We start from the raw sequence: 25,223 nt of genomic DNA on the forward strand, positions 1-25,223 counted from the left end.
CTCAGCTAGCTTAGTCAGCCACGGCGGGGGCGCTACTACTTGGCGGGCCCGCGCCGCCACTGCGGCAGACCGATCAACACCACCGCGCTGATGATCACCAGCATGGCCAGCCATTCCTCGATGCCGATCTGCTCATTGGCAAACCAGATACCCAACAACACCGCGACCACCGGGTTGACGTAGGCATAACTGGTGGCGGCGGCCGGGCGCACGTGTTTAAGCAGGTACACGTACGAGCTGAACGCGATAATCGAGCCGAAGAAAATCAGATACAGCAGCGCGCCCCAGCCAGCGGCGCTGGGCAGTTGCGTCATGCGCTCGCCGCTGAGCACGCTGCCCACCAACATCACCGCGCCGCCGCCAAGCATCTCCGTCGCGCTGGCCATGGGACCGTTCGGCAGCGGTAAGGTTTTGCCCCACACCGACCCGAACGCCCAACTGGCGGCGGCAAACAGAATCAAGGCCGCACCGGCCGGGCTGGCCTGCAAGTTGGAACCGAGATTGAGCAGCGCGATGCCGGTCATACCGAGCGCGATGCCGGCCCACTCAAGCTTCGAATTGCGGTGCCCGAACCAGCGATTGAACACCAGCGTGAACAACGGCACGGTCGCCACCGCCAACGCCGCCACACCGGACGCCACGCCGGCATGTTCCGCCAACGTGACTCCGCCGTTGCCCAACGCCAACAACAACGTCCCCACCAACGCCGCCGCCCGCCACTCCCGCCACGTCGGCGCCGGCGTACCACGCCAGCGCAGCCAGGCATACATCAACCCGCCGGCAATCAGAAAACGCACCGCCGCCATTAACAGAGGCGGCCAGGTTTCTACGCCGATGCGGATGACCAAGTACGTGGAACCCCAGATGACATAGAGCGCAGCGAAGGCGGCGATGAGTAACAGCGGGAAACGCGAGTGCATGGGAAGGCTCGGCGGGCGGCAGGCAAGAGAGGGAGTGTAGAAGCGCGGGCGGTGGGACGAATAGAGACAGTGGGGGGTGGGATGGGGATACAGCAGTGGGGTTTGGCTGGAGGAGACCGCGTTGGGGCTTGCCCTCACCCCTAGCCCCTCTCCCGCAAGCGGGAGAGGGGAACTTGATCGCGGTTTGGCTTGGGCGCTTGATTTGGCAGGAAATTTGGCTCGGTTGCGATCGTAGGAGCCAGCTTGCTGACGAATCCTGGAAAAGCAGGTGGAGCCGGGGTTTGCAGGGTTCGCCAGCAAGCTGGCTCCTACAAAAGGATGGAGACCGCGTTGGGGCTTGCCCTCTCCCCTAGCCCCTCTCCCGCGCGCGGGAGAGGGGAACTCAATCGCGGTCTGGCTTGTGATTTTGATCTGGGTTGTGATCGTGATCTGGCTTGTGATCTACCCGCCCCGTTTATCGCAGGCCGAATGGAGTCGACGTGGAGGGGGTTGAGCGGCCGGGAGCCGCGAAAGGAACATCGGGCCATGGATGGCCCGTTGTGACGTGCCCCCGGAACGGCGGCGGAGTGAGGGGAGTCGCAGCGCAGCGCAGACCCAAGGTAGGGGCTAGCGTTTTTGGTTACTTTTGTCGCAATGACAAAAGTGACTCGCGCGTAAGGCGCGAAACAAAACGTTCAGCACACGCGGTGATGAATACCACCGCAAAACCGGAACCCCTCACTTATCCGGCATAGGCATCGGAAACGGCATCACATTCCCCGCCCCCGGCCGCGCCTCGCTGATCTTCGGCGTGCCCAAACGCTCCACCTCATCAATCCGCACAATCGCATGCATCGGCACAAAACTGCGCACAACCCCCTCGAACTGCGCCTTTAGCTTCTCCTCACTGGGATCAACCACCACCTGCGTGCGTTCACCAAAAACGAATTCCTCCACCTCCAGAAAGCCCCACAGATCGCTCTGGTAAATCTGCTTGGCGTACATCTCGAACACCTGGCCTTGGTTGAGGAAGATCACCTTATAGATAGGTTCACGCTTGCTCATGGGAGGGAGAAAAACCGGGGGAAATTTTGGGGGGCGCGATCATAGCATAGGCTCCCGTCAGGCAATGCTAGGCCGCAGCCATCGGCGTCCCTATAATGCGCGGTTCGTTTTACACCCCATCTCGTTGAGATCCGGAACGCGCATGAGCAAGAAGCTGTATATCGAAACCCACGGTTGCCAAATGAACGAGTACGACAGCTCGCGCATGATCGACCTGCTGGGCGAACATCAGGCCCTGGAAGTGACCGCCCGCGCTGAAGACGCCGATGTCATCCTGCTCAATACCTGCTCCATCCGCGAGCGCGCTCAAGACCGGGTGTATTCGCAATTGGGCCGTTGGCGTGAGCTGAAGCTGGCCAAGCCGGACATGGTAATCGCCGTTGGCGGTTGCGTGGCCAGTCAGGAAGGCGCGGCCATTCGCGACCGCGCGCCCTATGTGGATGTGGTGTTCGGCCCGCAGACGCTGCACCGCTTGCCGGAAATGATCGACGCCGCACGCGTCACCCGCCTGCCGCAGGTGGATGTCAGCTTTCCCGAAATCGAAAAATTCGACCGCCTGCCCGAGCCACGCATCGACGGGCCCAGCGCCTTCGTGTCGATCATGGAAGGCTGCAGCAAGTACTGCACGTTCTGCGTGGTGCCTTACACCCGTGGCGAAGAAGTCAGCCGGCCGTTCGATGATGTGCTGGCCGAGGTGATTCACCTGGCCGAGCACGGCGTGCGTGAAGTCACGCTGCTGGGGCAAAACGTTAACGGTTTCCGTGGCGTTACCCACGACGGCCGCACCGCAGATTTAGCCGAGCTGATCCGCGTGGTCGCCGCCATCGATGGCATCGACCGCATTCGCTACACCACCTCGCACCCGCTGGAGTTTTCCGACAGCCTGATCCGCGCCCACGCCGAAGTGCCAGAATTGGTCAAGCACCTGCACCTGCCCGTGCAGGCCGGCTCGGACCGCATTCTGGCGGCCATGAAGCGCAACCACACGGTGCTGGAGTACAAGTCGAAAATCCGCAAGCTAAAGGCGGCGGTGCCGGATATCAGCATCACGTCAGACTTTATCGTCGGCTTCCCCGGCGAAACCGAAAAAGACTTCGAGAACACCATGCAACTGGTGGCCGACGTTGGTTTCGACTTCTCTTACTCCTTCGTTTATAGCGCTCGCCCCGGCACGCCAGCGGCGGATTTGCCCGACGATATTCCGGCCGAAACCAACCGCGAACGCCTGGCCCGCTTGCAGCATCGGCTTGATCAGCAAGGCTTTGAAATCAGCCGCAAGATGGTCGGCAGTATTCAGCGCGTGCTAGTCAATGACTTCTCCAAGCGTGACCCGGGGCAACTCACCGGACGCACCGAGAACAACCGTATCGTTAACTTCCGCTGCGATAATCCGCGCCTGATCGGGCAATTCGCCGACGTACGGATCGACGAGGCCAGACCTCACTCCTTGCGCGGCAGCCTGGTCGTGGAAAACGATGCACAAACGGCAGCTGTGGCCGAGTGCCACTAACGGCGCAGATGCCCGAGCTTTCCCACTCGGGCATCCGGAGTTATCCTGCGGTTCTTCTTACTTGCCGAGTGGCGGCTACACACGACCTTGAACGCACCCATAGAACCGCATCGTTTTATCCTCGAACCCTTTGAAGCGCGCCGCTTCGCCAATCTGTGCGGGCAATTCGACGAGCACTTACGCTTGATCGAACAGCGCCTCGCTATCGAAATCCGCAACCGCGGAAATCAATTCGAATTGGTGGGTCCACCCGAAACCACCCAGGCCGCCGAGCAACTGTTGCGCCGCCTGTACCGCGAAACCAACGCCACCCAGCTGTCGCCGGACATCGTCCATCTGTTCCTGCAGGAATCTGCGGTTGAGCAATTGGCTGCCAGCAGCACAGTGGAAGCGAACGTGGCGCTGCGCACCCGCAAGGGCATGATTCGCCCGCGCGGTTTGAATCAGCAGCGCTACGTTAAATCGATCCTCGATCACGACATCAACTTCGGCATCGGCCCAGCCGGTACGGGTAAAACCTACCTGGCCGTGGCGTGCGCGGTGGATGCGCTGGAGCGCGAACAAATCCGCCGAATTCTGCTGGTGCGTCCAGCGGTGGAAGCGGGCGAGAAGCTGGGCTTTTTGCCAGGCGACCTGTCGCAAAAGATCGACCCTTATCTGCGCCCGCTGTACGACGCGTTGTACGAAATGCTCGGCTTCGAACAAGTGGCCAAGCTCATCGAGAAACAGGTGATCGAAGTTGCGCCGCTGGCTTATATGCGCGGCCGCACGCTGAATAACAGCTTCATCATTCTCGACGAAAGCCAGAACACCACGCTGGAGCAGATGAAAATGTTCCTCACGCGGATTGGTTTTGGTTCTACGGCGGTGATCACCGGCGACATCACGCAGGTCGACCTGCCGCGCGGCACCAAGTCAGGCCTGACCCACGTGATCGACGTGTTGAAGGATGTGCCTGGTATTTCCTTTACGCACTTCCTGTCCAAAGACGTGGTTCGCCACCCGCTAGTGCAGCGCATCGTCGAGGCGTACGAAGCCTTCGAAACCGCAGCCGAACGCAAAAGCGCCGACAGCAAAAAAGCAGCCTCCGAGGCAGACCGCGGCGATGCTTGAGCTTGATCTGCAGAACGCCAGCAGTGCCGCCAGCCCCACCGAAGCCCAGTTCCGCCAATGGTGTGAACTGGCGCTGCGCCAACGCACGGCAGATTCGGAGCTGACCATTCGCCTGGTCGACGAAGCCGAAGCGCGCGAACTCAACCACACCTACCGGCAGAAAGACTACGCCACCAACGTGCTGTCTTTCCCCGCCGACGTGCCCGATGAACTGCTCGACATTCCCCTGCTCGGCGATCTGGTGATCTGCGTGCAGGTGGTCGACCGTGAGGCCGCCGAACAGGGCAAAAGCCTGGAAGCGCACTGGGCGCACCTGGTGATTCACGGCTGCTTGCATTTATTAGGCTACGACCATATCGACGAGGAAGAAGCCGTCGAGATGGAAACCTTGGAACAACAATTGCTCGCTGAACTGGGTCACCCCGACCCATACGCCAGCGACGAATAGCCTGATTCACAGGCACCAGAACGGAACACTGAGTACACAGCATGAGCGAAGACCGATCGAGCAACGGGCAAAAATCCTGGTTAGGCAAACTCACCCAGGCTTTTGCCCATGAGCCGAAAAACCGCCAGGAGCTGCTGGAGCTGCTGCGCGACGCCCATCAGAACAAACTCCTCGACAGCGAAGCGCTGGCCATTGTCGAAGGCGCCATTCAGGTAGCCGACCTGCAAGTGCGCGACATCATGGTGCCGCGCTCGCAGATGGTCAGCATCAAAGCGGGCCTGACGCCGAAAGAGCTGATTCCGGCAATCATCGAATCCGCCCACTCGCGCTACCCCGTCGTCGGCGAAAGCCTGGACGACGTGATCGGCGTGCTGCTGGCCAAAGACCTGTTGCCGCTGGTGCTGCAGGACGAAAGCCAGCCGTTCAACATCAAAGACATGCTGCGCCCGGCTACCTTCGTGCCGGAATCCAAGCGCCTCAACGTGCTGCTGCGCGAATTCCGCGCCAACCATAACCACATGGCCATCGTCATCGACGAATACGGCGGCGTGGCGGGGTTGGTGACCATTGAAGACGTGCTGGAGCAGATCGTTGGCGACATCGAAGACGAGCACGACGTCGAAGAAGACAGCTACATCAAGCCGCTGCCCAGCGGCGATTTCCTGATCAAGGCGCTGACGCCCATCGACGCGTTCAACGAGTCGTTCGACAGCGAATTCACCGACGACGAGTTCCACACCGTCGGCGGCCTGGTCATGAGCGCCTTCGGTCATCTGCCCAAACGCAACGAAATTGCCGAAATCGGCGACTTCCGTTTCCGCGTACTGAGCGCAGACAGCCGCCGCATCCACCTGCTGCGACTGACCCGAATCGACCGTTAAAAAACATTGCTCACGTAGGTTGGGTTGAGCCAAAGGCGAAGCCCAACGCCGTGCGCACACTCGATACCGAGCTACGAACAGGAAAACAATGAACTGGATTTCCAGGAGCGGCTGGGTTGGCAACCTGATCGCGCTCGCCGCCGGCGCTTCCACCACCCTCGCACTCGCCCCCTTCGACATCTGGCCCTTGGCCCTGCTCGCCATTGCCGTGTTCTACCTCGGCCTGCGCGACCTCACGCCACGTCAGGCGTTGGGCCGTGGTTGGTGCTATGGCTTCGGCGTGTTCGTGGCCGGCACCAGCTGGATTTACGTCAGCATTCACGACTACGGCGGCGCCTCCGCGCCCTTGGCGTTGTTCCTCACCGTTGGCTTTTGCGCCTGTATCGCCTGGTTCTTCGCCCTGCCCGCCTTTGTCTGGGCGCGCTGGTTGCGCCGGGTGGAAGCGCCATTGGCCGACGCCCTGGCCTTCTCCGCGTTGTGGCTGGCACAGGAAGCCTTTCGCGGTTGGTTCCTGACCGGTTTCCCCTGGCTGTACGCCGGCTACAGCCAGCTCGACGGCCCGCTCAGTGGCTTGGCTCCCGTTGGCGGCATGTGGCTGATTTCCTTCGTGCTGGCCTTGACCGCCGCGCTGCTGATCAACCTGCCGCGCCTCGGTCAGCGCAAGGCCTTTTTGGCAATTGGCGTGGTGATGCTGATCGCGCCATGGCTGGTAGCGTTCGGGCTGAAGAATCACGCCTGGACCGAGCCGGCTGGCGCGCCGCTAAAAGTCGCCGCCATCCAGGGCAACGTTGCCCAGGAAATGAAGTGGAACCCCGAGCACCTGAATGCACAGCTGGCCCTGTACCGCGACATGACCTTCAGCGCCAAACCGGTGGACCTGATCGTCTGGCCGGAAACCGCGGTGCCGATTCTGAAAGAATTCGCCGAAGGTTACTTAAGCGTGATGGCGCGTTTCGCCAACGACCGTAAGGCCACGCTGATCACCGGCGTACCGGTTCGCGAAACCAACGAGCAGGGCGACAAGCGCTACTACAACGGCATCACTGTTGTTGGCGATGGCAGCGGCACTTACCTGAAACAGAAGTTGGTGCCGTTTGGCGAGTACGTGCCGCTGCAAGATCTGCTGCGCGGCCTGATCGCTTTCTTCGATCTGCCCATGTCGGACTTCGCGCGCGGCCCGGCGAATCAGGCGTTGCTGGAGGCGAAGGGCTACAAGATCGCGCCGTTCATTTGCTACGAAGTGGTGTACCCGGAGTTCGCCGCGTCCTTGTCGGCCCAGAGCCAGTTGCTGCTCACGGTGAGCAACGACACTTGGTTCGGCACCTCCATCGGCCCTCTGCAACACCTGCAAATGGCGCAGATGCGCGCGCTGGAAGCGGGCCGCTGGATGATCCGCGCCACCAACAACGGCGTAACCGGTTTGATCGACCCCTTTGGCCATATCACCACGCAGATTCCGCAGTTCGAACAAGGCGTGCTTTACGGCGAAGTGGTGCCGATGCAACAGCTCACGCCGTACCTGCAATGGCGCTCGTGGCCGCTGGTGATTGCGTGTTTGCTGATCTTTGGCTGGGCGCTGCTGGCGAGTCGGATAGCAAAAACGGTTTAAGCCAGTCCGGCGCTTTAACGCAATGACGCCAGCATCTGTCCCAGCGCACTGTCATTCCCGCGCACGCGGGAATCCAGAGTATTGAAGAATCAACGGTCGCGGACAGCGGGCTTACTGCCAGCCCCCACCGCATTACCGATAAAACAACGGATAGGCAATCTGCCCCGCCACTTCGTTTAACAGCTGCCCGGTCTGCCACATGGCTTTGCTCTCGGGCAACCAGCCGCCTAAGGGCCGCTGGTTAGGCACGCTGATAAATCCCACTGGCGCGGCCACCACTTCGAATCCGGCGCGTTCGAAACACCAACGCGCGCGGGGCATGTGCGCCGCGTGGGTGACCAACACCACGCGCCGAATGCCCTCGTCGCGCAGCATCTGCGCGCTGTAGTCGGCGTTTTCCAAGGTCGTGCGGCTGCGGCCTTCTTGCCAGCGCACGGGCACGCGCAAGTCCCGCACCATCACCTCCGTCATCAGCTCAGCCTCGCTCACGCGTTCGCCATACGGCGCGCCGCCGCTGATCAGCACCGGCAGGCCGGACGCGCGCGCCAGCCGCGAGGCATAGCGCACGCGCTCCACGGCCAGGTGGCTGGCTTGGTCGCCGGCCCAGGCCGGATCGTCGCGTTCGCGGCCAACGCCGAGCACCACAATGGCGTCTGCTTGCTTGGCCAGTTCGCCCCATTGCGCGACTGCGATGGCGGGCTCGCGCTCGACAATTTTCGCCAGGTTCTCGACGGCTATCGGCAGGCTGCTCAACCACAAGCCGCCAAAGCCCAGCACGAAACAGCCCAGGGCAAAACGCGGCATGCGTCGACGCAACCACCAGGCCAGTAGCAGCAGCAGAAACAGGCAGCCCGGCGGCAGCAATAGTTGTTTGAAAAAGTAGCGCAGGATCATCGAGCACCTCCCAGGGTGCGCGAAGCCTACCGGGGTTTGGCGGCGCGGAACAACTGCGAGCCGCAGGCGCTACAGGCCTGAACGCCTTCACCGGGACGCCATATCGCGGGGGTGCCGCACAGCGCACATTGCAGCTTGTTGCGCCGCTTCATCAGGCCTTTGGGCTTGACCACTTTGGCGCTCTGCAAGGAACGCGGCGGCTTGATGGTGGGCGCGGGACTTTGCTCGATCAGGGCCAGTTCCTTGGCCGCCGCATGCCAGCCGCGCAGCCAGTGCAGGTCTCGATCCAGGTAGGCGCGAATCAGCTCCAGCTCGGCCGGGCTGAGGCCGCGCAGTTCGAGTTCTTCGGGGGTTTGGTTACGCAGGCGGGTGTCGCTGTCGGCTTCGTCCAGGGCGATGGCAAGCCGGTGCAAAAGACGCTCGTAAAGACCGCCCTGTGCGTTTTCCCGCCCGAACTGCGCCATGCTCACCCTCGCCCGCTCCGTGCTCTTGATGCTTTCAGCAAGCTTAGCGTCACCCCCATAACCAGCCGGCTGCTGCGACCAACGGCGAAGCCTTGGGCGACAGGCGTAATCAGGGTTTCCCAGCCCCCAGCGGGCTCATGTATGCTACGGCGTTCTTCGAACAGGCCGCGCCCGAACACCGCTGCTGCGCCCTGTAGCTCACTTATTTCAGCCAAAAGTAGCCATGCACGAACACTATCAGCCCCGTGAAACCGAAGCCGCCGCGCAAACCTACTGGGACGAGCAGAAGTCCTTCGTGGTCAGCGAACAACCAGGCAAAGACACCTTCTATTGCCTGTCGATGTTCCCCTACCCCAGCGGCAAGCTGCACATGGGCCATGTGCGCAACTACACCATCGGCGACGTAATCGCTCGCTACCAACGCATGCAAGGCAAAAACGTGCTTCAGCCCATGGGCTGGGACGCCTTCGGTATGCCGGCGGAAAACGCCGCGATGAAAAACAACGTCGCGCCCGCCAAGTGGACGTACGAAAACATCGCCTACATGAAAAACCAGCTCAAAAGCCTGGGCCTGGCGGTGGACTGGACGCGCGAAGTCACCACCTGCAAACCGGACTACTACCGCTGGGAACAATGGCTGTTCACCCGGCTGTTCGAGAAGGGCGTGATCTACCGCAAAAACGGCACCGTGAACTGGGATCCGATTGATCAGACCGTGCTGGCCAACGAGCAGGTTATCGACGGCCGTGGCTGGCGTTCGGGCGCGCTGATCGAGAAGCGCGAAATCCCGATGTACTACTTCAAGATCACTGCGTACGCCGAAGAGCTGTTGACCAGCCTCGACGACCTGGATGGCTGGCCGGAACAGGTCAAAACCATGCAGCGCAACTGGATCGGCAAATCGCGCGGCATGGAAGTCAGCTTCCCTTACGACCAAGCCTCGATTGGCCAGACCGGCGCATTGAAAGTCTTCACCACCCGCGCCGACACGCTGATGGGCGCCACCTATGTGGCCGTTGCCGCCGAACACGCGCTGGCAACCGTTGCCTTGCAAAAGCTGCCGGCCGCCCAGGCTGCCGAGCTGCAAGCGTTTATCGATGAATGCAAACGCGGCGGCGTGGCCGAAGCCGACATCGCCACCCAGGAAAAGAAAGGCCTGGCCACTGGCCTGTTCGTAGAGCACCCGCTGACCGGCGAGAAGTTGCCGGTGTGGGTCGCCAATTACGTGCTCATGCACTACGGCGACGGCGCTGTGATGGCAGTGCCCGCGCACGATGAGCGCGATTTCGAATTCGCCCACAAGTACAACCTGCCGGTTAAAACCGTGGTGCGCACCAGCGCCGGCGACGAAACCCCGGCGCCGTGGCAAGCCGCGTATGGCGAGCACGGCCAACTGATCAATTCCGGTGAGTTCGACGGTCTGGATTTTGCCGGCGCGTTCGATGCCATCGAAGTGGCCTTGCAGAAAAAGTCGCTCGGCCAGGCTCGCACCCAATTCCGCCTGCGCGATTGGGGTATCAGCCGTCAGCGTTACTGGGGCTGCCCGATCCCGATCATTCACTGCGACGCCTGCGGTGACGTGCCGGTGCCGGAAGACCAACTTCCCGTCGTGCTGCCAGAAGACGTGGTGCCCGATGGCGCCGGCAGTCCGCTGGCGCGCATGCCCGACTTCTACACCTGCACCTGCCCGAAATGCGGCGGCGCAGCCAAGCGCGAAACCGACACCATGGACACCTTCGTGGAGTCGTCGTGGTACTTCGCCCGCTACGCCTCGCCGAACTATACCAAGGGCATGGTCGACCCAGCCGCAGCCAACCACTGGCTGCCCGTGGATCAGTACATCGGCGGCATCGAACACGCGATTCTGCACCTGCTCTACGCACGTTTCTTCCACAAGCTGATGCGCGACGAAGGCCTGGTCGACTCCAACGAGCCGTTCAAAAACCTGCTCACGCAGGGCATGGTCATCGCCGAAACCTACTACCGCCTCGAAGCCAACGGCAGCAAAACCTGGTTCAACCCGGCAGATGTGGAAATCGAGCGCGATGCCAAAGCCAAGATCATCGGCGCCAAGCTGAAAACCGACGGCCTGCCCGTCGAAATCGGCGGCACCGAGAAAATGGCCAAGTCGAAAAACAACGGCGTTGATCCGCAATCGATGATCGACCAGTACGGCGCCGATACCTGCCGTCTGTTCATGATGTTTGCCTCGCCGCCCGACATGAGCCTGGAATGGTCCGATTCCGGCGTGGAAGGCGCGCACCGTTTCTTGCGCCGCGTCTGGCGTTTGGCCCAGGCGCACGTCGCGCGCGGCGTGCCCGGCAGCCTCGATGTCGCCAGCCTCAGCGATGCGCAGAAAGACATCCGTCGCGCCATTCACCTGGCCATCAAGCAAGCCAGCCAGGATATTGGCCAACACCACAAATTCAACACCGCCATCGCCCAGGTGATGACGCTGATGAACGTGCTGGAAAAAGCCGCGCAAGACACCGACGCCGACCGCGCCTTGTTGCAGGAAGGCCTGGAAACCGTGGCTCTGCTGCTCGCCCCGATCACCCCGCACATCAGCCATGAACTGTGGTTGGAGCTGGGCCATGAAAGCGCCGTGATCGACGCCCAATGGCCGGTGCTGGACGAAAGCGCCCTGGTGCAAGACAACCTGCAACTGGTGGTGCAAGTGAACGGCAAGCTGCGTGGCCAGATCGACGTGCCGGCAACGGCCAGCCGCGAAGAAGTCGAGGCCGCTGCGCGGGTTAACGAGAACGTGCTGCGCTTCCTTGATGGCTTGACCATTCGCAAGGTCATCGTGGTGCCAGGCAAGCTGGTCAACATCGTCGCGAGCTGATGACGCATCGCGGCTGCCAAGCGCCGCGAGCACACATTGAAGTAAGCGCTGCGCCGATTCGCAGCGCTACCGAAGGGTTAAGGGGATACACACATGATCAAACGGAATCTGATGGTAATCGGCCTGGCTACCTTGCTCAGCGCCTGTGGCTTCCAGCTGCGCGGCTCAGGCGACATGGCGTTCGCCCTTAGCGACATCAACCTCACCGCCCGCGATGCCTATGGCCCGCTGGTGAAAGACCTGCGTCAAACGCTGATCAACAGCGGCGTGAACGTGCACCCGGGCGCGCAGTACACCATGGCCCTGACCAGCGAAACCGCCAGCTACCGTACCGTCAGCTACACCGGCAGTGCCCGTAGCGCTGAATACGAAGCCAACATGGCCGTGGCCTACGAACTGCGCGGCGCCAACAATACGGTGTTGTTGAAGAATTCGGTCGACGTGCAAAACACCTACGTAAACGACGAAAACAACCTGATCGGTTCGGAGCAGGAAGCGACACAGCTGCGAGACGAACTGCGCCACGAGTTGGTGCTGCAACTGGCGCAACGCATGCAGCTGATTACTCCAGCGCAACTGGACCAGCTGCAACAGGCCGCCGACGCCAAAGCCCAGGCCGAAGCCGACGCCATCGAAGCGGCGCGCAAAGCCGAAGCCGAACAGCCGCAGCAATCGCCGCTGCAACTTCCGATCCAAACCCAGTAAGTTCGCTCGGGCCGCTGCGGCGGCCCAGCCTCCCCCTTCTTATGTTTCCCCGCCTATGAAACTCGCCCCCGCGCAACTCGCCAAACACCTGCAAAGCGGCCTCGCGCCCGTTTATGCCATCAGTGGCGACGACCCGCTGCTGTGCCAGGAAGCGGCCGACGCCATTCGCGCCGCCACGCGCAGCCAGGGTTACAGCGAGCGCCAGGTGTTCAATGCCGACGCCAGCTTTGACTGGGGCACGCTGTTGCAGGCGGGAAACAGCATGTCGTTGTTCGCCGAGAAGCGCGTGCTTGAATTGCGCATTCCTAACGGTAAGCCGGGCGACAAGGGCACCGCTGCCCTGCTGGAATACCTGTCGCGTCCGCCTGAAGACACCTTGCTGCTGATCAGCCTGCCCAAACTTGATGGCAGCACGCAAAAAACCAAATGGGCGAAAGCCGTTATCGACGGGCCGAACTCGCAGTTCGTGCAGATTTGGCCGGTGGACGTTCACCAATTGCCGCAGTGGATTCGCCAGCGCATGAGCCAGGCCGGCATGACCGCCAGCCAGGAAGCGGTGGACATGATTGCTGCGCGCGTCGAGGGCAACTTGCTCGCGGCCGCGCAGGAAATCGAAAAGCTCAAACTGCTCGCCGACGGTAACCAGATTGACGCCAGTACCGTACAAGCGGCGGTCGCCGACAGTGCCCGCTATGACGTATTCGGCCTGATCGACGCCGCGCTCAATGGCGAGGCCAGCCATGCCCTGCGCACGCTCGAAGGGCTGCGCGGCGAAGGCGTCGACAGCACCGTCGTGCTCTGGGCGCTGGCCCGCGAGTTGCGCTTGCTGGCGACCATCGCTCAGCAATACGGCCAAGGCGTACCGCTGGAAAAAGCCTTTAGCCAGGCTCGCCCGCCCGTGTGGGACAAGCGCCGTCCGCTTGTGAGCAAAGCGCTCCAACGTCACTCGGCCGCACGTTGGAACCTGATGCTGAAAGATGCCCAGCGCGTCGATGCGCAAATCAAGGGCCAGGCGCCGGGCGATCCATGGTTGGAGATCAGCCGACTGACGCTGATGCTCGCCGGACAACGTTTGTCGCTTCCTCAGGAGTGATAAACGGCTCTGGACAGCGGCCTCCAGCAGGCCGATGATCCGCGCCGCGGGGCAAGCCTCCTCAATCACCCGCCCCGCCCGAGGATTGTCATGGCCACATCGAAGAAACGTCCCAATAAAGCGAAATCCATCATTGCCCAGCCTCTGTTCCGCAGCCGTCAGGAACGCGCGAAGAAAGGCAAAGGCAGCTACCGCCGCGAAGCCTCCCAGCAAAACTGGGGGGCTTCTGTCTTTATGGGCACTGGCTTTTTGCTCGCCGGCTTTATCGCCGCGTGAAGGCTTCGCCCCCGGCAGCGTGATAAGGTGGCCGCTGTTTACCGTCTTGGGACCTGCTGATGTTTAACCTGTCACCGCGCATCCTGGCCTGCGCCGCACTGAGCTTTCACTTCAACCTGCTCACCGCCTGCGCCGAAGCGCCACAAGCGCCCCAGCCAACGCCGCCTGCCATTCCCGCCGCCGCCCATGCACCGACCGCTGCCGGCACAACCACCGCGCCCGCGCCTGTCTTGCCACAACAAAGCTTTGAAGAATGGCGCAACCAATTGCGCAGCGATGCAGTTAACGCCGGCATCAGCGCCGCGCTGTTCGACCGCGCCTTTGCCAACGTCACCCTCGACCCGGCTGTGGTCGCCGCCGACAACAGCCAACCTGAATTCACCCGCCCGATCTGGGAATACCTGGACGGCGCCGTCTCGGCCCGCCGCATCGCTAACGGCCAGGCGCAATACGCACAGCAACAGGCCACGCTGAGCCGCATCGAACAACGCTACGGCGTGCAAGCCGAAACGCTGGTGGCCATCTGGGGCATGGAAAGCGCGTACGGCAACAACATCGGCAACAACAGCGTGATCCGCTCGCTGGCGACCCTCGCTTATGAAGGGCGGCGAGCCGCGTTCTGGCGTGAGCAACTGATCGCCGCGCTGCAAATTCTCCAGCATGGCGACATCCAGCCGGAGCGCCTCGTGGGCTCCTGGGCCGGCGCGATGGGCCAGACCCAGTTCATGCCGACCACCTACAACCAGCACGCCGTGGATTTCGACGGCGACGGCCGCCGCGACGTTTGGTACTCCTCCGCCGATGCCCTCGCTTCCGCTGCCCACTACTTGCAGCAGTCGGGCTGGCAGTTGGGCAAACCGTGGGGCTTCGAAGTGCGTTTGCCGCAAGGGTTCGACTACGCCCTGGCTGACCCCGAGCAACGCAAAAGCGTGGCTGAATGGACGCGCCTTGGCGTGATGCCCGCCAGTGGCTCGGCCGTTGCGCCGACGCTCGCCGGCGAGTCGGCGACCTTGCTGTTGCCCGCCGGCCATCGCGGCCCGGCGTTTTTGCTGCTGAGCAATTTCCGCAGCATCCTCAAGTACAACAACTCGTCGTCCTACGCGTTGGCTGTAGGTTTGCTCTCCGACGGCATACGCGGCGCCAACGCCGCCGTGATCGCCGACTGGCCTCGAGACGACCCGCAACTGGGCCGCAGCGAGCGTATTGAACTGCAAGAATTGCTTGCCGCCCATGGCTTTGAACCGGGCAGTGCTGACGGCATTGTTGGCGCCAATACCCGTAAGGCGGTTCGGGCATACCAGCAGCAGTTGGGGTTGCCGGCCGATGGGTATGCGGATCACAGCTTGCTGAACCGGTTGCGCGGGAAATAAACGGCGCCCCGCTGCTTTTGTAGGAGCCAGCTTGCTGGCGAACCTTGGAAACGCCGAGGTGTGCAGGGTTCGCCAGCAAGCTGGCTGCTACAGAGCATGAATATTCAGGCAAATAAAAAGGGCGACCCATGGGCCGCCCTTTTTGTTTGCTCCGAAAGGCTTAGCCTTTCTTGGCCTCATGCGCTTGCTGATCGGCGTGATACGAAGAACGCACGAGCGGGCCGGACGCCACGTTCTTGAAGCCCATCTTGGTACCCTCTTCAGCAAACCAGGCAAAAATGTCCGGGTGCACGAAGCGCTGTACCGGCAGGTGGTTGCGCGACGGCTGCAGGTACTGACCGAGGGTGAGCATGTCGATGTCGTGTTCGCGCATGCGCTTCATCACTTCAATGACTTCTTCGTCAGTCTCGCCCAGGCCGAGCATCAGGCCCGATTTGGTCGGCACGTGCGGTACGCGTTTTTTGAAGTTCTCCAGCAGGTCCAGCGACCACTCGAAATCCGAGCCCGGACGCGCGGCCTTGTAAAGGCGCGGTACGGTTTCCAGGTTGTGGTTGAACACGTCTGGCGGCTCTTGCTCGGTGATGGCCAATGCCACGTCCATGCGGCCGCGGTAGTCCGGCACCAGCGTTTCCAGCTGCACGCCCGGCGACAGCTTGCGGATTTCGCGCAGGCAGTCGACGAAGTGCTGGGCGCCGCCGTCGCGCAGGTCGTCGCGGTCTACCGAGGTGATCACCACGTATTTCAAGCGAAGGTCGGCGATGGCCACCGCGAGGTTCATCGGCTCGTCTGCATCCAACGGTTTTGGACGACCATGGCCAACGTCGCAGAACGGGCAGCGACGGGTGCAGATGTCGCCCATGATCATGAACGTGGCGGTGCCGCCGGAGAAACATTCGCCCAGGTTCGGGCAGGACGCTTCTTCGCACACGCTGTGCAGTTTGTGTTTACGCAGCAGTTGTTTGATGCGGTCGACTTCCGGCGAGACCGGCACGCGGACGCGGATCCAGTCTGGCTTGCGCGGCAATTCCGCGGTCGGCAGGATCTTCACCGGGATACGCGCCATCTTCTCGGCACCGCGCAGTTTCACGCCCATTTCCACCTTGGCCGGTGGGGCTTTAACAGCGGTGCCGGTTGCTTCGTTGCCAGCTACTTCGAGGGTGCTCATAGCGATTCAATTCCGCCCGTCAGGGTCGTCTGTTCAGCGTAGTCGAGGTGTGTGACGAGCTGCGCGCGCAGCCGGGCACTTACTTCGGCAAATTCTATCGGTCCCACCAGTTCACGCAGTTGGGTCATGGGCAAGCCGGCATAACCACAGGGGTTGATGCGCTGAAAGGGTTGCAGGTCCATGTCCACGTTCAGGGCCAGGCCATGAAACGAGCGGCCGTTGCGGATGCGCAGGCCCAGCGAGGCAATTTTCGCCCCGTCCACATACACGCCCGGTGCATCGGCCTTCGCCTCGGCTGTTACGCCATAGCTGGCCAGCAGTTCAATCAAGCTCAGCTCGATGCGGCTGACCAGCTCGCGCACACCGAGACTGGAACGGCGGACATCCAGCAGCAGGTAAGCCACCAGCTGACCAGGACCGTGGTACGTCACTTGACCGCCACGGTCCACTTTCACCACCGGAATATCGCCGGGGAACAACACATGTTCGGCCTTGCCAGCCTGCCCTTGGGTAAACACGGGCGGGTGTTCCAGCAGCCAGACTTCATCGGGCGTGTCCGCCACGCGGCTGTCGGTGAAGTGCTGCATGGCATGCCAGGTGGGTTCGTAGGGAACCTGGCCGAGCTCGCGAAAGCCCAGGCGTTGGCTCATCAGAGCACCATGTGCACGCGGCCAGTGGCGCGCAGGTCGCTGTTGATGTCTTGCAGTTGTTCGATGCCGGTGGCGGTGATCAGGTATTGCACGGTCAGGTACTTGCCGTTGCGGCTGTCACGTTGCACCAGTGTGCCGACGTCCAGGTCCGGGGCGTGGCGTTGCAGAATCTCGGTTACCAGCGCAACGAAACCCTCGCCGGCATCGCCGATGACTTTGATCGGGTAGCGCTCGCAGGGAAATTCGATGGTGACGTTTTGGGCATCGGTCATGGGCGGTCTCGGCGAACTTGTGGTCCGCAAAAGCGGACACCGGCCCGCTCTTTTGGAGCGAAAGGCCGGTGCCTCGGTTATTCGGTGAACGCGGCGGTCAGTTGAACAAGCCGAAGAAGAATAGGCGGATGCTATCCCACACGCGGCGGAAGAAGCCACCTTCGTCCACGGGCTCGAGTGCGATCAGGTCGGCGCTGTGCACCACCTTGTCTTCGAGCTTCACTTCAACTTTACCGATCACGTCGCCCTGCTTAATCGGGGCAACCAGTTGCGGATTCAAGGTCATGCTGGCAGCGAGCTTTTTCAGCTGACCGCGCGGCAGGGTCATGGTCAGGTCTTCGGCCAGACCGGCTTTCACCTGGCGGCTCGCGCCTTTCCATACGGTGCCCTGGGCCAGCTCAGCGCCTTTTTGGTAGAAGGTCTGGGTTTCGAAGAAGCGGAAGCCGTAGGTCAGCAGCTTCTGGGTTTCAGCAGCGCGGGCTTGTTCGCTGTTGGTGCCGAATACCACGGCGATCAGGCGCATGCCGTCGCGCACGGCCGAGGCTACCAGGCAGTAACCGGCCTCGTCGGTGTGGCCGGTTTTCAGGCCATCAACGGTTTTGTCGCGCCACAACAGCAGGTTGCGGTTGGGCTGTTTGATGTTGTTCCAGAAGAACTCTTTCTGCGAGTAGATGGCGTAGTGCGCCGGGTCTTCGTAGATGATCGCGCGCGCCAGACGCGCCATGTCGTGCGCGGTGGAGTAGTGCTCGGGGTTAGGCAGGCCGGTGGCGTTCATGAAGTGGCTGCCGGACATACCGAGTTTTTCGGCGGTGGTGTTCATCATGTCGGCGAAGGCGTCTTCGCTGCCGGCGATGTGCTCGGCGGTGGCGACGCTGGCGTCGTTACCCGACTGAATGATGATGCCGTGCAGCAAGTCGCCCAGCGACACCTCGGTGCCCACCTTGATGAACATGCGCGAGCCGCCGGTACGCCAGGCGTGTTCGCTGACCATGACCTTGTCGGTTTCGCTGATCTGGCCGCGACGGATTTCCAGGGTGGCGATGTAGGCGGTCATCAGCTTGGTCAGGCTGGCCGGCGGCAGGCGCTGGTCACCGTTGTTCTCCACCAGCACGTTGCCGCTGGCGGCGTCCATCAGCACGTAGGCCTTGGCGGCCAGCTCCGGTGCGGCAGGAACGGCCGTTTCGGCGGCCCAGGTAGCCGGGGCAGTGATCAGGAGGGCGAACAGACTCAGACGACGGGTAAAGGCGGTGATATTCATCAGTCTCTCAAGTTACTAATGGCAAACAGGCTCTGGCGAGCAAGTCGGTCGAAGCCGGCGCGCGAGGCGCTATTCCGGCTTCACTAAAGTCGGCTGGCCAAGGTTGGCCGACCGCACACTGTTCTGGATATTCTGGGCTTCACCCTGCGTGTTTACCGGGCCCATCCGCACGCGGTGCAACGTCTGCTGATTGCGCACGATAGAGCTGATAAAAACCGGCGCACTCACCACGGTCGTCAGCTTGTCCTTCAGGAGCTGCGCAGCGTCCGGGTTGGCGAAGGCTCCGACCTGGAGATACAGGCCAGATGGAGCGAGTGAAGCGTTTTTTTTTGCGTCGATTTGCACGGGCACCACCGCAGCGGCGTGCTGCTGTGGCGGCGGAGTGTATTGCTCGATGGGCTGGCCCATGATCTGCGTGGTCGTGGTTTTCACTGGCTGCACTTGCGCCATCTGCGGCTGCGCCAACACCATCGGCACCGGGCGACCCTGCTGGGCCCACCACTCGGCTGGGTCGATACCTTCGACCTTCACGCGGGCGGTGCCGATTTCGGCGTAACCAAGTTTTTTCGCGGCGGCAAACGACAAGTCGATGATGCGATCCGAGTAAAACGGCCCACGGTCGTTCACCCGCAGAATCACGCTTTTGCCGTTATCCAGATTGGTCACGCGTACATAGCTGGGCAGCGGCAGGGTTTTGTGCGCGGCGCTCATGCCATACAGGTCGTATTTCTCACCGTTAGCGGTGGCCTGGCCATGGAACTTGGTGCCGTACCAGGACGCGGTGCCGGTGGCCAGATAGCGCTTGCCGTCGGGCATCGGGTAATAGGTTTTGCCGAGCACGGTGTACGGGTTGGCCTTATAGGCGCCGTAGTGCGGCATGGGCACGGCATCGGGAACTTTGGAAATGTCGACGTCCCACCATGGCGCGCCGTCGCGGTGCGGACGGGCGAAGTCGCCAGGGCCGGAAATGGTGGTGGGCGTTGGGGTCGGCTGCGGCGCACGGCTGCTGGAGCAGCTGACCAACATTACGGCCAGTGCGCCAAAGGCGATGAGCTTGAACGGCGTTGCCTGCATTTACTTCGTGCCCCGGGCCTGAACCAACAAATCGGATAACTGATGCACCGCCATGGCGTACATCGCGCTGCGATTGTAACGAGTGATGACATAAAAATTGGGTAAGCCTAACCAATATTCCGGTCCCGCTTCACCCTCCAGACGAAAGGCAGTCACGCGTTCGTCGTCGCGCACCGCTTCGTGGCTCGACCAGCCCATGGCACGCAACTCGCCCACGGTTTTTACCGGGTCCAGCCCTTGGGTCAATCCTTGCTCGGCTTGTTCGCCGCTGATTTGCGCGGTGCTCACCACCGCTTCACCCGTCACCCAGCCATGGCGTTTGAAATAGCTGGCGACGCTGCCGATGGCATCGTCCGGGTCGCTCCAGATATTGATGTGGCCGTCGCCGTCAAAATCCACGGCGTACGCACGGAAGCTGCTCGGCATAAATTGCGGCAAGCCCATGGCGCCCGCGTAGGAGCCTTTCAGGGTCAGCGGATCAACCTGCTGCTCCCGGGCCAGCAACAGGAATTGCTTGAGTTCTTTGCGGAAGAATTCGGCGCGTGGCGGGTAGTCGAAGCCCAGGGTCGACAAGGCGTCGATCACCCGGTAGCTGCCGGTGTTGCCGCCGTAGGAGGTTTCAACGCCGATGATGGCCACGATCACCTGCGCCGGTACGCCGTATTCCTGCTCGGCGCGGGCCAGTGCTGCTTCGTGCTGACGCCAGAATTCGACGCCTTGGGAAATGCGCCGGTCGGTGATGAAGATCGGACGGTACTCGGCCCAGGTTTTAACCTTTTCGGCCGGACGGGAAATGGCGTCGAGAATCGACTGTTTGCGTTCCACTTCACGGAACAGGGTCACCAGCTGTTCGCCGGCAAAACCGTAGTCGCGGGTCATTTCGGAAACGAATTCGGCAACCTGCGGCGACCCTTCGTAATCAGCGGCAACTGCCTGCTGGGCGAAACCGCAGATACCAGCAAGGCTGGCCAAATGTGCCGTGCGCGTGGCCCAGCGACGCAAACCTAGCATTAAATCCCTCACCCCAATCAAACCTGAGCGATCCACTTACGGTGCGTGTGGACAGCCATTAAAAGCCCAAACCCTGACATCAGCGTCACCAGCGAAGTTCCGCCGTAGCTAATGAAAGGAAGCGGCACCCCAACCACCGGCAACAGGCCACTGACCATGCCGATATTGACGAACACATAAACGAAGAAGGTCATCGTCAGGCTGCCGGCGAGCAGCTTACCGAACAGCGTCTGCGCTTGGACAGTAATTACCAGACCGCGCGCAATCAGCAGCGCGTAAACCAGCAACAACAAACAGATGCCGACCAGGCCGAACTCTTCGCCCAAAACCGCGATGATAAAGTCCGTATGGCTTTCGGGCAAAAAATCCAGGTGCGATTGCGTGCCCAACAGCCAGCCTTTTCCGAAAACGCCGCCCGAGCCGATGGCCGCTTTCGATTGAATAATGTTCCAGCCGGTGCCCAGCGGATCACTCTCCGGATCGAGGAATGTGAGCACCCGCTGCTTCTGGTAATCGTGCATCACGAAGAACCACATCGCGATCGCCACCGGCACTACAGCCGCCACCGCGCCTAGGATCCAGCGCCATTGCAGCCCGGCCATAAACAGTACGAACGCACCCGAGGCGAGAATCAGCAACGAGGTGCCAAGGTCGGGTTGGCGGATCACCAACACGAACGGAATGCCGATCAAGGCGAGGCTGATAACGATGTGTTTAAGCCGTGGCGGTAAATTGTGTCGAGCCATGTACCAGGCGATGGTCGCGGGCATGAGGATCTTCATGAACTCCGCCGGCTGGAACCGAATGATGCCGGGGATGTTGATCCAGCGAGTCGCGCCCATGGCGTTGTGGCCCATGACGTCCACCACCACCAACAGCCCCACGCCCGCCAAGTAACCGAGCGGCACCCAGCGCGCCAGGAAGCGCGGTTCGAACTGAGCGATCACGCACATGGCCACGGCGCCCAGGCCGAACGAGGTGGCTTGTTTCAACAGCAGGTCAACGTTCTTGCCGCTGGCCGAATACAGCACGAACAGGCTGCCGGCTGCGAGCACCGTAAGCAGCACGAACAGTTGGCCGTCGATGTGCAGGCGCTGCAACAGGCTGGCGCGCCGACGCATCACGTCTTCGTTGGAAATTGTCCGGTCGAAGTTATTACTCATGCTGCCCCACAGTAAGCGCTATTCATGACGGGGCGCCTCAGCCGTAACCGGCGGTGCGTATTGCGGTTTCAACTGACCGTTTTCGCCCAGCAGCCACGCGTCCATGACGGCCTTGGCCACGGGCGCCGCCACGCTGGAACCGCCCTCGCCGTTTTCAATCATCACCGCCACGGCAATTTTCGGCGTTTCGGCCGGTGCGAAAGCAATGAACAGGGCGTGGTCGCGGTGGCGTTCGTCGAGCTTGGAACGATCGTACTTCTCGCCCTGCTTGATCGCCACTACCTGCGCGGTGCCGCTCTTGCCGGCGATGCGGTAGGTCGAGGTGTCGCCGACTTTGTGCGCAGTGCCGCGCGGGTTGTGCATCACCTGCTGCATACCGGCGCTCACTTGCGCCCAGTCGCCGGGGTTACGCAGCACGATATCGGGCATGGGGTTGGGGTCGACCGGCGGCACGCCGTCCACGGTTTTCGCCAGGTGCGGACGAATCCATTTGCCGTGGTTGGCCACCAGCGCCGACACCTGCGCCAACTGCAACGGTGTGGTTTGCATGTAGCCCTGGCCGATGCCGAGAATCAGCGTTTCGCCCGGAAACCAGGCTTGGCGATAGCGACCGCGCTTCCAATCGCGGCTGGGCATCAGGCCGGGCGATTCTTCGAACATGTCCAGCGACACCTTCTGGCCGATGCCAAAGCGGCTCATGTAGGTGTACAGGCGGTCGATGCCGAGCTTGTGCGCGAGGTCGTAAAAGTAGGTGTCGTTGGACCGCATGATCGCCGCTTGCAGGTCCACCGAGCCATCGCCGCTGCGGTTCCAGTTGCGGTACTTGTGGTCGTAGTTGGGCAATTGGTAGAAGCCCGGGTCGTACACGCGGGTGCTCGGCGTCACCACGCCGGAGTCCAGCCCGGCAATCGCCACGGCGGGCTTGATGGTCGAACCGGGCGGATACAACCCGCGCAGCACGCGGTTGAACAACGGCCGGTCCGGCGAGTCGCGCAGCTCGGAGTAAGCCTTGAAGCCGATGCCGGTGACAAACAGGTTGGGGTCGAAACTCGGCTGGCTGACCATCGCCAGCACTTCGCCGGTGTTCGGGTCCAGCGCCACAACGGACCCTCGACGCCCGCCCAGCGCAGCTTCTGCCGCTTCCTGCAGATGAATGTCCATGCTCAGCACAATGTCGGCGCCGGGCACCGGGTCGGTGCGTTTGAGCACGCGCAGAACGCGACCACGGGCGTTGGTTTCGACTTCTTCGTAGCCCACCTGGCCATGCAACTGCGGCTCGTAGAAGCGCTCGATACCGGTTTTGCCGATATGGTGGGTGCCGCTGTAATTCACCGGGTCGAGCACTTTCAGCTCGGCCTCGTTGATGCGCCCGACATACCCCACGGAGTGAGCGAAGTGTTCGCCTTGCGGGTAATGGCGAACCAACTGCGCCACCACTTCCACGCCTGGCAGGCGGAATTGATTCACGGCGATGCGGGCGATCTGTTCTTCGCTCAGCTCGAACAGAATGGGCACCGGCTCAAAGGGGCGACGGCCCTGACGCATACGCCGCTCAAACAGGGTGCGGTCTTCGGGGGTCAGCTCCAGCACTTCAACAATCACGTCGAGCACTTGCTGCCAGTCGCCGGCGCGTTCGCGTGTCATGCTCAGGCTGAAGCTTGGCCGGTTGTCGGCCACCACCACGCCATTGCGGTCGAAAATCAGCCCACGGGTGGGCGGAATCGGCTGCACGTGCACGCGGTTGTTTTCAGAAAGGGTCGAGTGGTACTCGTATTGAATGACCTGCAGGTAATACAGGCGCGCAATCAGCACCACGATCAATAAACAGATGGCGACCGCCCCCACCACCACGCGATTGCGAACTTGGCGGGCGTCTTTCTCGTGGTCCTTGAGGCGGATCGGCTGCGGCATTACGAGGCTTTATTTGTGATAAGGGTGCCCGGACAACACGGTCCAGGCGCGATAAATCTGTTCGCCGAGCAGAATGCGCACCAGCGGATGCGGCAAGGTCAGCGGCGACAACGACCAGCGTTGTTCGCTGCGAGCCTGCACTTCGGGCGCCAGACCCTCCGGGCCGCCGACCATCAAGTTGATGGTGCGCGCATCCAGACGCCAACGCTCCAGCTCCGCCGCCAACTGCTCAGTGCTCCACGGTTTACCCGTGACCTCCAGCGTGACGATCTTTTCCCCCGGTTGCACCTTGGCCAGCATGGCCTCGCCTTCCTGACGGATCAGGCGCGCCACGTCGGCATTCTTGCCACGGGTGTTCAGGGGAATTTCCACCAGTTCAAGCGGCAGCTCGGCAGGCAGACGTTTGGCATATTCCTGCCAGCCGTCTTCCACCCAACGCGGCATGCGCGAACCGACAGCGATCAGTCGTATACGCAAGGGGTGCCCTTACTCGCCGTCGCTGTTGAACTGTTCCGCGCTGTTCTGGTTCTGCGCACGGCTTTGCTCAGCGCCCTGCCACAGGCGTTCCAGGTCGTAGAACTGGCGAGCGGTTGGCAGCATCACGTGAACGACGATGTCGCCCAGGTCGAGCAGTGCCCATTCGCCGGTGTCCAGGCCTTCGCTGCCCAGCGGGCGAACGCCCTTTTCTTTGACCTTTTCCAGCACGTTGTCCACCAGGGACTTCACGTGACGGTTCGAGGTACCGCTGGCGATCACCATGAAATCGGTGATGCTGGTTTTGCCGCGTACATCGATGGTGGTGATGTCTTGGGCTTTGATGTCTTCAAGGGCGGCGACGGCCAATTTGACCAGGTCTTCGCTCGGCATTACGGGCTTGCTCATAGTTAACTCGTTTCTCGTGTCTAGTTCTGCGCGCGGTACAGTCCGTGCGCATTGATGTAGGCCAGCACCGCGTCGGGCACCAGAAAACGCACCGACTTTCCGCTGGCCAGCAGATTCCGGATCTGGGTGGCAGACACCGCAAGCGGGGTCTGCCAGATAAAAGCAATCTGGCCGCCGGGACCGCTCATGGTCAGCGGATCGCTGACACTGCGGGCTGCCAGAACATCACGCAGCGCTTGCGGCGCTTCGCTGTCGGCATCCGGGCGTTGCAACACCAGGATGTGACAGTGGTCCAGCAATTCTTCCCAACGATGCCAGGTCGGCAGGCCGCAAAACGCGTCCCACCCCAGCAGTAAAAACAGTTGATCCTCAACCGCCAGTTCAGCGCGCAACGACTCCAGCGTTTCGATGCTGTAAGAGGGCCGATCGCGCTTGAGTTCGCGGTCGTCCACCGTCAGCAACGGCACGCCGGCAACAGCCTGCTCGACCATGGCCAAGCGGTCCGGCGCTGACACTTGCGGGGCGTCGCGGTGTGGCGGGCGCGCGTTGGGAATCAAGCGCAGCTCGTCCAACCCCATGAACTCCGCCACTTCCAGGGCGCTGCGCAAATGGCCGACGTGCACCGGGTTGAACGTGCCGCCGAGCACGCCAATGCGTTTGCCCAC

At 61.8% G+C, this 25,223-nt stretch carries 25 protein-coding genes; 10 read left to right on the forward strand and 15 right to left on the reverse strand.

Annotation, left to right across the window (positions count from 1 at the left end; genetic code table 11):
- Positions 1-35: 35 nt before the first annotated feature.
- Together yedA and ACZZZU_RS11240 are read right to left on the reverse strand one after the other, a co-directional pair.
- Complete coding sequence (gene yedA / locus ACZZZU_RS11235) at positions 36-920, reverse strand: drug/metabolite exporter YedA (RefSeq protein WP_463550626.1); 885 nt, start codon at positions 918-920, stop codon at positions 36-38.
- Between the two features lie 717 nt (positions 921-1,637).
- A complete protein-coding gene (locus ACZZZU_RS11240; protein ID WP_122450718.1) occupies positions 1,638-1,964 on the reverse strand; it encodes a DUF1820 family protein in 327 nt (108 codons plus the stop codon).
- A 142-nt stretch (positions 1,965-2,106) separates the two neighbouring features.
- Between ACZZZU_RS11240 and miaB the strand changes: the two genes are divergently transcribed.
- The 5 genes from miaB (at position 2,107) to lnt (ending at position 7,525) form a co-directional block, all read left to right on the forward strand.
- Complete coding sequence (gene miaB, locus ACZZZU_RS11245; RefSeq protein ID WP_122493228.1) at positions 2,107-3,474, forward strand: tRNA (N6-isopentenyl adenosine(37)-C2)-methylthiotransferase MiaB; 1,368 nt, start codon at positions 2,107-2,109, stop codon at positions 3,472-3,474.
- Positions 3,475-3,561: 87 nt separating this feature from the next.
- The gene (locus tag ACZZZU_RS11250) at positions 3,562-4,587 is read left to right on the forward strand and encodes a PhoH family protein (protein WP_122493229.1); all 1,026 of its coding nucleotides are present in this window, start codon (positions 3,562-3,564) and stop codon (positions 4,585-4,587) included.
- Positions 4,580-5,035, forward strand: a complete 456-nt coding sequence (gene ybeY / locus ACZZZU_RS11255; RefSeq protein WP_122493230.1) for an rRNA maturation RNase YbeY — start codon at positions 4,580-4,582, stop codon at positions 5,033-5,035. The genes ACZZZU_RS11250 and ybeY overlap by 8 nt, the downstream gene beginning before the upstream one ends.
- 41 nt (positions 5,036-5,076) lie before the next feature.
- Positions 5,077-5,916 carry an HlyC/CorC family transporter gene (locus tag ACZZZU_RS11260; protein ID WP_122450714.1) on the forward strand — a complete coding sequence of 280 codons (840 nt, stop codon included), beginning with the start codon at positions 5,077-5,079 and terminating at the stop codon, positions 5,914-5,916.
- A gap of 88 nt (positions 5,917-6,004) precedes the next feature.
- On the forward strand, positions 6,005-7,525 hold the full coding sequence (lnt, locus tag ACZZZU_RS11265; RefSeq protein ID WP_463550627.1) for an apolipoprotein N-acyltransferase: 1,521 nt from the start codon (positions 6,005-6,007) through the stop codon (positions 7,523-7,525).
- A 132-nt stretch (positions 7,526-7,657) separates the two neighbouring features.
- Here the strand turns inward: lnt and ACZZZU_RS11270 are convergent, their stop codons facing one another.
- Positions 7,658-8,419, reverse strand: a complete 762-nt coding sequence (locus tag ACZZZU_RS11270; protein WP_463383891.1) for a YdcF family protein — start codon at positions 8,417-8,419, stop codon at positions 7,658-7,660.
- Positions 8,420-8,445: 26 nt separating this feature from the next.
- On the reverse strand, positions 8,446-8,883 hold the full coding sequence (locus ACZZZU_RS11275) for a hypothetical protein (protein ID WP_463540166.1): 438 nt from the start codon (positions 8,881-8,883) through the stop codon (positions 8,446-8,448).
- A 223-nt stretch (positions 8,884-9,106) separates the two neighbouring features.
- Between ACZZZU_RS11275 and leuS the strand changes: the two genes are divergently transcribed.
- The 5 genes from leuS to ACZZZU_RS11300 all read left to right on the forward strand — a co-directional run bounded on the left by leuS (position 9,107) and on the right by ACZZZU_RS11300 (position 15,172).
- Positions 9,107-11,728 (forward strand): leucine--tRNA ligase, encoded by a 2,622-nt coding sequence (gene leuS / locus ACZZZU_RS11280; protein ID WP_463550628.1) that lies wholly within the window; start codon positions 9,107-9,109, stop codon positions 11,726-11,728.
- A gap of 93 nt (positions 11,729-11,821) precedes the next feature.
- Positions 11,822-12,433: an LPS assembly lipoprotein LptE gene (locus ACZZZU_RS11285; RefSeq protein WP_122493234.1), complete on the forward strand. Its 612-nt coding sequence runs from the start codon at positions 11,822-11,824 to the stop codon at positions 12,431-12,433.
- A gap of 55 nt (positions 12,434-12,488) precedes the next feature.
- Positions 12,489-13,526: a DNA polymerase III subunit delta gene (gene holA / locus ACZZZU_RS11290; RefSeq protein WP_463540169.1), complete on the forward strand. Its 1,038-nt coding sequence runs from the start codon at positions 12,489-12,491 to the stop codon at positions 13,524-13,526.
- Between the two features lie 90 nt (positions 13,527-13,616).
- Positions 13,617-13,802 (forward strand): alternative ribosome rescue factor ArfA, encoded by a 186-nt coding sequence (gene arfA / locus ACZZZU_RS11295; protein WP_463550629.1) that lies wholly within the window; start codon positions 13,617-13,619, stop codon positions 13,800-13,802.
- 59 nt (positions 13,803-13,861) lie between these two features.
- Positions 13,862-15,172, forward strand: coding sequence for a lytic murein transglycosylase (locus tag ACZZZU_RS11300; protein ID WP_463383896.1), 1,311 nt, complete (start codon positions 13,862-13,864; stop codon positions 15,170-15,172).
- A 160-nt stretch (positions 15,173-15,332) separates the two neighbouring features.
- Here the strand turns inward: ACZZZU_RS11300 and lipA are convergent, their stop codons facing one another.
- The 11 genes from lipA to nadD form a co-directional block, all read right to left on the reverse strand.
- Positions 15,333-16,337, reverse strand: a complete 1,005-nt coding sequence (gene lipA / locus ACZZZU_RS11305) for a lipoyl synthase (RefSeq protein WP_122493238.1) — start codon at positions 16,335-16,337, stop codon at positions 15,333-15,335.
- Positions 16,334-16,987, reverse strand: coding sequence for a lipoyl(octanoyl) transferase LipB (gene lipB, locus ACZZZU_RS11310; RefSeq protein ID WP_463550630.1), 654 nt, complete (start codon positions 16,985-16,987; stop codon positions 16,334-16,336). Before lipB ends, lipA begins: the two co-directional genes overlap by 4 nt.
- Positions 16,987-17,259 carry a DUF493 domain-containing protein gene (locus ACZZZU_RS11315; protein WP_122493240.1) on the reverse strand — a complete coding sequence of 91 codons (273 nt, stop codon included), beginning with the start codon at positions 17,257-17,259 and terminating at the stop codon, positions 16,987-16,989. Before ACZZZU_RS11315 ends, lipB begins: the two co-directional genes overlap by 1 nt.
- 97 nt (positions 17,260-17,356) lie before the next feature.
- Positions 17,357-18,517 carry a D-alanyl-D-alanine carboxypeptidase family protein gene (locus ACZZZU_RS11320; RefSeq protein ID WP_463550631.1) on the reverse strand — a complete coding sequence of 387 codons (1,161 nt, stop codon included), beginning with the start codon at positions 18,515-18,517 and terminating at the stop codon, positions 17,357-17,359.
- 69 nt (positions 18,518-18,586) lie between these two features.
- Entirely contained in the window at positions 18,587-19,591 is a 1,005-nt protein-coding gene (locus ACZZZU_RS11325; protein ID WP_463550632.1) for a septal ring lytic transglycosylase RlpA family protein, read from the reverse strand.
- Positions 19,592-20,602, reverse strand: a complete 1,011-nt coding sequence (gene mltB, locus ACZZZU_RS11330) for a lytic murein transglycosylase B (RefSeq protein WP_122493243.1) — start codon at positions 20,600-20,602, stop codon at positions 19,592-19,594.
- A 17-nt stretch (positions 20,603-20,619) separates the two neighbouring features.
- Positions 20,620-21,723 carry a rod shape-determining protein RodA gene (rodA, locus tag ACZZZU_RS11335; RefSeq protein WP_206000647.1) on the reverse strand — a complete coding sequence of 368 codons (1,104 nt, stop codon included), beginning with the start codon at positions 21,721-21,723 and terminating at the stop codon, positions 20,620-20,622.
- 60 nt (positions 21,724-21,783) lie between these two features.
- A complete protein-coding gene (gene mrdA / locus ACZZZU_RS11340; RefSeq protein ID WP_463550633.1) occupies positions 21,784-23,676 on the reverse strand; it encodes a penicillin-binding protein 2 in 1,893 nt (630 codons plus the stop codon).
- Between the two features lie 9 nt (positions 23,677-23,685).
- Positions 23,686-24,153 carry a 23S rRNA (pseudouridine(1915)-N(3))-methyltransferase RlmH gene (rlmH, locus tag ACZZZU_RS11345; RefSeq protein ID WP_122493246.1) on the reverse strand — a complete coding sequence of 156 codons (468 nt, stop codon included), beginning with the start codon at positions 24,151-24,153 and terminating at the stop codon, positions 23,686-23,688.
- A 9-nt stretch (positions 24,154-24,162) separates the two neighbouring features.
- Positions 24,163-24,543: a ribosome silencing factor gene (rsfS, locus tag ACZZZU_RS11350; RefSeq protein WP_122450763.1), complete on the reverse strand. Its 381-nt coding sequence runs from the start codon at positions 24,541-24,543 to the stop codon at positions 24,163-24,165.
- Between the two features lie 35 nt (positions 24,544-24,578).
- Complete coding sequence (gene nadD / locus ACZZZU_RS11355) at positions 24,579-25,223, reverse strand: nicotinate-nucleotide adenylyltransferase (RefSeq protein WP_463384760.1); 645 nt, start codon at positions 25,221-25,223, stop codon at positions 24,579-24,581.

It is taken from the genome of Pseudomonas sp. AC136, from assembly GCF_979258585.1.

Bases quoted from the DNA above. Each gene is read 5' to 3' on its own strand.
- holA (WP_463540169.1), top strand. From the start codon at position 12,489: ATGAAACTCGCCCCCGCGCAACTCGCCAAACACCTGCAAAGCGGCCTC.
- arfA (WP_463550629.1), top strand. From the start codon at position 13,617: ATGGCCACATCGAAGAAACGTCCCAATAAAGCGAAATCCATCATTGCC.
- lnt (WP_463550627.1), top strand. From the start codon at position 6,005: ATGAACTGGATTTCCAGGAGCGGCTGGGTTGGCAACCTGATCGCGCTC.
- ACZZZU_RS11325 (WP_463550632.1), bottom strand. From the start codon at position 19,591: ATGCAGGCAACGCCGTTCAAGCTCATCGCCTTTGGCGCACTGGCCGTA.
- ybeY (WP_122493230.1), top strand. From the start codon at position 4,580: ATGCTTGAGCTTGATCTGCAGAACGCCAGCAGTGCCGCCAGCCCCACC.
- yedA (WP_463550626.1), bottom strand. From the start codon at position 920: ATGCACTCGCGTTTCCCGCTGTTACTCATCGCCGCCTTCGCTGCGCTC.
- ACZZZU_RS11240 (WP_122450718.1), bottom strand. From the start codon at position 1,964: ATGAGCAAGCGTGAACCTATCTATAAGGTGATCTTCCTCAACCAAGGC.
- rodA (WP_206000647.1), bottom strand. From the start codon at position 21,723: ATGCGTCGGCGCGCCAGCCTGTTGCAGCGCCTGCACATCGACGGCCAA.
- ACZZZU_RS11270 (WP_463383891.1), bottom strand. From the start codon at position 8,419: ATGATCCTGCGCTACTTTTTCAAACAACTATTGCTGCCGCCGGGCTGC.
- ACZZZU_RS11275 (WP_463540166.1), bottom strand. From the start codon at position 8,883: ATGGCGCAGTTCGGGCGGGAAAACGCACAGGGCGGTCTTTACGAGCGT.
- mrdA (WP_463550633.1), bottom strand. From the start codon at position 23,676: ATGCCGCAGCCGATCCGCCTCAAGGACCACGAGAAAGACGCCCGCCAA.
- leuS (WP_463550628.1), top strand. From the start codon at position 9,107: ATGCACGAACACTATCAGCCCCGTGAAACCGAAGCCGCCGCGCAAACC.
- lipA (WP_122493238.1), bottom strand. From the start codon at position 16,337: ATGAGCACCCTCGAAGTAGCTGGCAACGAAGCAACCGGCACCGCTGTT.
- ACZZZU_RS11320 (WP_463550631.1), bottom strand. From the start codon at position 18,517: ATGAATATCACCGCCTTTACCCGTCGTCTGAGTCTGTTCGCCCTCCTG.
- ACZZZU_RS11315 (WP_122493240.1), bottom strand. From the start codon at position 17,259: ATGACCGATGCCCAAAACGTCACCATCGAATTTCCCTGCGAGCGCTAC.
- miaB (WP_122493228.1), top strand. From the start codon at position 2,107: ATGAGCAAGAAGCTGTATATCGAAACCCACGGTTGCCAAATGAACGAG.
- ACZZZU_RS11300 (WP_463383896.1), top strand. From the start codon at position 13,862: ATGTTTAACCTGTCACCGCGCATCCTGGCCTGCGCCGCACTGAGCTTT.
- lipB (WP_463550630.1), bottom strand. From the start codon at position 16,987: ATGAGCCAACGCCTGGGCTTTCGCGAGCTCGGCCAGGTTCCCTACGAA.
- mltB (WP_122493243.1), bottom strand. From the start codon at position 20,602: ATGCTAGGTTTGCGTCGCTGGGCCACGCGCACGGCACATTTGGCCAGC.
- ACZZZU_RS11285 (WP_122493234.1), top strand. From the start codon at position 11,822: ATGATCAAACGGAATCTGATGGTAATCGGCCTGGCTACCTTGCTCAGC.
- ACZZZU_RS11260 (WP_122450714.1), top strand. From the start codon at position 5,077: ATGAGCGAAGACCGATCGAGCAACGGGCAAAAATCCTGGTTAGGCAAA.
- rsfS (WP_122450763.1), bottom strand. From the start codon at position 24,543: ATGCCGAGCGAAGACCTGGTCAAATTGGCCGTCGCCGCCCTTGAAGAC.